Below are 4,888 nucleotides of genomic sequence, written 5' to 3'. Positions count from 1 at the left end.
GCTCCAGAGAATACTGCAAATTTTAGCGCCACAGCCTATTATTTCGGTCAATTGTTAAGTGAGATGCTGAATGTCCCTGTGGGTTTAATTAATGATAGTTATGGAGGCTCTTCCATAGAAGCATGGATGTCGCCAGAAATTCTGAAAGACTTTCCGGAGGTGAAAATCCCTGAGAAAGGTACTGTGATCAAAGAAGTGAGTCGTACACCCACAACCCTGTATAATGGGATGTTACACCCCGTAATAGGCTATGGCATCCGTGGGGCTATCTGGTACCAGGGGGAATCAAATTACGAGCGCCCTGATCAGTATGAAACCTTATTTCCTGCGATGGTAAAATACTGGAGAGCACAATGGGGGATGGGTGAATTTCCTTTCTACTACGTGCAAATTGCCCCATACAACTATGCACAGCTGCCTCCATACCATAAAGGCGGTAAATATAATTCTGCATTTATAAGGGATGCGCAACGTAAATCATTAGCCACGATTCCTCACTCTGGAATGGCTGTATTACTTGACGCGGGTGAAGAAAAGTCCATCCATCCTGCCAATAAAAAGATTGCAGGAACAAGATTAGCTTACCTGGCGCTCGCGCAAACCTATGCCATCAAAGGATTTGGGGCAATAAGTCCTGCTTTTGAAAAGCTTAATGTGGAGGGTGATAAAGCTGTTTTGAAGTTTATCAATGCCCCAAATGGCTTAACTACTTTTGGGAAGGAAGCCTCTCTATTTGAAATTGCTGGTGCTGACAAACAGTTCTATCCAGCAAAAGCAGTACTTTCAGGAAGTAGTATTTCCCTGACTTCGCCACAGGTAAAGGTACCAGTAGCTGTCCGGTATGCATTTAAAGACTTTGTAACAGGTGATTTATTTGGAACAGAGGGCCTGCCGGTTTCCTCTTTCCGTACTGATAACTGGGACAATTAATATAAAGATTTGAAAAATATTTTAGTCATATATAGCATTTTAGTGTTAGGTTTTTTAACTGACACTTTTGCCCAGAACCAGCCCCTTGCCAGTGCAAATGTAATTTGGAAGAGTCAAAGTTTAGATGCATCCCAATCGATGCCCTGTGGTGGTGGTGATGTTGGCTTAAATGTCTGGGTAGAGAAAGGGGAGCTTTTTGTTTACTTTTCTCGTAGTGGCACTTTTGATGAAAATAATTCCCTGTTGAAATTAGGACGATTAAGACTTCAATTGAGTCCGAATCCTTTTGAAGGAACAGATTTTACACAGGAGTTGGTTTTAAATGATGGTTACGTACAGCTAACAGGAAAAAAAGGTCAGTTTTCTGCTGCGATAAAGGTATGGGTAGATGTTTTCAACCCTGTCATGCATGTTGAGGTGAAGAGCAACCAGAAGATTTCTGCAATAGCGGGCTATGAAAGCTGGCGTTATGAAGACAAGCTCACTAAAGGGAAAGAAAACAACCAGAATTCATATAAATGGGCACCACAAGGACCAGTAAAAACACATAGGGATAGCATTAGCTTTAAAGACAAGGGGGTGTTGTTTTTTCATCAGCTTCAGCAAGAGACGGTCTTTGATGTTACCGTAAAACAACAGGGACTGCAGCAGCATCAGCAGGAAATGTTTAATCCGCTTAAAAATTTAGTGTTTGGTGGTTCTATGCATAGTGAGGATATGATACCCGACGGAACCTATGATGGAATCTATCAAGATACTCACTTTAAAGGGTGGAGGCTAAAAAGTGTTAAACCCTCGCCCAACCATCATCTAGCTATAAGCATGCATACGCAGCAAACCCCAGAAATAGCTATATGGGAAAAAGGGTTACAGCAAACAAAATCCATTGCCATAAAGAAAAAGGAACAGGCTGAGAAATCTACCCGTAATTGGTGGAATGCTTACTGGAAAAGAAGTTTTATAGATATTCAGACAACTGCTAATGGCAAAGATTCATTGGCCTTACAAGTGGGTAAAAATTACCAGTTGTTCCGCTATATGCTGGGTTGTAATGCTTATGGCAGCTCTCCAACAAGGTTCAATGGTGGCTTGTTTACCTACGATCCTGCTTTAGTGGATTCTGCTATGAAATTCAGTCCTGATTTCAGGCTTTGGGGCGGAGGGACTTTTACGGCTCAAAACCAGCGATTGGTTTATTGGCCGATGTTAAAAAGTGGTGATTTCGAAATGATGAAACCACAATTTGAGTTTTACAAGCGACTGCTCAAAAATGCAGAGTTGCGCACACAGGTGTATTGGGGCCATAAGGGTGCAAGTTTTACTGAACAACTTGAGAATTTTGGTCTGCCGAATCCTGCAGAGTATGGATGGAAGCGTCCTGCCAATTATGACCCGGGTATGGAGTATAATGCGTGGCTGGAGTATGAGTGGGATACGGTACTTGAATTTTGCATGATGATGCTGGAAACAGAAAGGTACACTGGCAAAGAGGTGAAGGAATATATTCCGCTTATAGAGAGTAGCCTTACCTTTTTTAAAGAACACTATACCTACCTGGCCAAACAAAGAGGCAGCAAAGGTACAGATGCCAATGGGCATCTGGTGCTATTTCCTGGTTCTGCTGCTGAAACCTATAAAATGGCTTATAATCCTACGTCAACCATTGCCGCTCTAACAACCGTATTAACACGGTTGCTGGAACTTCCATACCTTACGGACCAACAAAGAAAAGATTGGCAAGAGGTGCGGAAAACCATTCCTCCAATCAGTTTTCGCAATGTAGGTGGCCATACAACAATTGCGCCCGCGCAAGTTTGGCAGCGCATCAACAATACGGAAAGTCCACAACTCTATCCTGTTTACCCTTGGGGCATTTTCGGAATTGGAAAACCTGGTTTAGATACTGCAATCAACACTTATAAATATGACCCTGATGTATTGAAATTCAGAAGCCATGTAGGCTGGAAGCAGGATCTTATTTTTGCAGCCCGCTTAGGCCTTACCGAAGAGGCCGCAAGATTGACTACGCTCAAGCTAAAAAACTCAGGACGTCGTTTTCCGGCATTCTGGGGGCCAGGTTTCGATTGGACACCGGATCATAATTGGGGTGGTTCAGGAATGATCGGACTGCAAGAGATGTTGATGCAGACCGATGGAATGAAAATATATCTTTTTCCGGCATGGCCTAAAGATTGGAATGTACATTTCAAATTACATGCACCTTATCAGACTACTGTTGAAGGGGATTATATAGATGGAGAGCTAAAAAGCTTAAAAGTAAGCCCTGTTTCTCGTACCAAAGACATTATTAATTATTACAATACCTTAAAAACTAAATAAAGAACATGAAAAGATTAATCCTCCTATTTGGCTGTTTAACGTTAATGACAGGGCTATTCGAAGTCCGTGCACAGGAAATACCTATATCGCAACAAATGACAGCGACTGCTATGGAAATCTGGAAAGAAAGGCCTCGTAAATGGTCTTATGACCAGGGCGTATTATTCGAGGGCATAGAAAGATTATGGAAGCGAACTGGCGACAAGCAGTATTTTGAGTTTATCCAAAGTAGCATGGATAAGTTTATCAGTGAAAATGGAGAGATTGATACTTATGAAGAGGATCATTTCAATATTGACAATGTAAAAAATGGGCGTACGCTCTTATTCCTTTATAAAGAAACAGGGAAACAAAAGTATTTAACAGCAGCAACACATTTATGGGAGCAGTTAAAAAAGCAGCCCCGAACTAAAGAAGGTGGCTTTTGGCATAAGAAAATATATCCTAATCAAATGTGGTTAGATGGTTTATATATGGCAGAGCCTTTTTATACAGAATATGCAGTACTGGTAAAAGAGGAGGCTGCTTTTTATGACATTGCTAACCAGTTTATCTACATGGAGAAAAACAGCGTCGACAAAAAAACAGGCTTATTATACCATGGTTATGATGAAGCAAGAGTGGAGCGTTGGGCAGATCCTCAAACAGGCAGGTCTCCACATTTTTGGGGTAGAGCCATGGGTTGGTATGCAGTTGCTTTAGTTGACGTGTTAGATAATTTCCCTAAAAATCACCATCAACGTCCTACATTAATCAAACTATTGAATAAAGTGAGTAAAGCCATACAGTCGGTTCAGGATCAGCAAAGCGGTGTGTGGTATGATATTTTGGATCAGCCTGCAGCAAAAGGCAATTACCTGGAATCCTCGGCCTCGAGTATGTTTGTTTGTGCATTAGCCAAAGGAGTTCGGATGGGCTATTTGCCAAAGTCCTATGCTAAAGTAGCTAAAAAAGGATATGAAGGAATATTAAAGGAGTTTGTAGAACAGCGTGCACCTGGCAAAATAAATCTAAAAGGAACTGTTACGGTTTCTGGATTAGGTGGAAAACCTTATCGTGATGGTAGTTTCGCTTATTATATATCTGAAAAGGTCATCACTAATGATCAAAAAGGGGTTGGCGCATTCATTCAAGCCGCAAATGAAATGGAAATTGCTATTAAGTAAAACATAATTTTATAAAGATGGATCTTCAGTTAAAAGAAAAAGTTATAATTATTACAGGAGCGGCAAAAGGAATAGGGCAAGCCATTGCAGAGGTACTTTCTATAGAAGGCGCTATAGCCGTTATAATAGGTAGAAGAGAAGCTGATAATTTAAAAGTAGTAGCTGCCATTGAAGCCCATGGTGGTAAAGCTTTTCAGGTAGTTGCTGAATTGGCCATACCAGAATCTTGTGCAGACGCTGTTAAAGCAGTTATTGAAAAATATGGCCGTATTGATGGCTTGGTTAATAATGCAGGCGTTAATGACGGCGTGGGATTGGAACATGGTAACTACAAAGATTTCATGGCTTCATTGCACAAAAATGTAGTTCACTATTACTTGATGGCGCATTATGCATTGCCAGAGTTGATCAAAAGTAAAGGTGTTATTGTGAATATTACCTCTAAAACCGCT

At 41.1% G+C, this 4,888-nt stretch carries 4 protein-coding genes; all 4 read left to right on the top strand.

Annotated elements, in window-relative coordinates; all coding sequences use genetic code 11:
- A partial coding sequence (locus ACR2F7_RS06730) for a sialate O-acetylesterase (RefSeq protein ID WP_432712815.1) occupies window positions 1-930 on the top strand: 930 nt, incomplete at its 5' end.
- A gap of 9 nt (window positions 931-939) precedes the next feature.
- Window positions 940-3,270: a DUF5703 domain-containing protein gene (locus ACR2F7_RS06725; protein ID WP_432712814.1), complete on the top strand. Its 2,331-nt coding sequence runs from the start codon at window positions 940-942 to the stop codon at window positions 3,268-3,270.
- A 5-nt stretch (window positions 3,271-3,275) separates the two neighbouring features.
- The gene (locus ACR2F7_RS06720; protein WP_432712813.1) at window positions 3,276-4,436 is read left to right on the top strand and encodes a glycoside hydrolase family 88/105 protein; all 1,161 of its coding nucleotides are present in this window, start codon (window positions 3,276-3,278) and stop codon (window positions 4,434-4,436) included.
- Window positions 4,437-4,453: 17 nt separating this feature from the next.
- On the top strand, window positions 4,454-4,888 hold a 435-nt coding region (locus tag ACR2F7_RS06715), incomplete at its 3' end, for an SDR family NAD(P)-dependent oxidoreductase (RefSeq protein WP_432712812.1).

Origin of the sequence: Pedobacter sp., from assembly GCF_045628745.1 — a bacterium.
GTDB lineage: Bacteria > Bacteroidota > Bacteroidia > Sphingobacteriales > Sphingobacteriaceae > Pedobacter.
The sequence above is the reverse complement of the archived record's forward strand: the minus strand, read 5'-3'. Positions and strand labels throughout refer to the sequence as shown.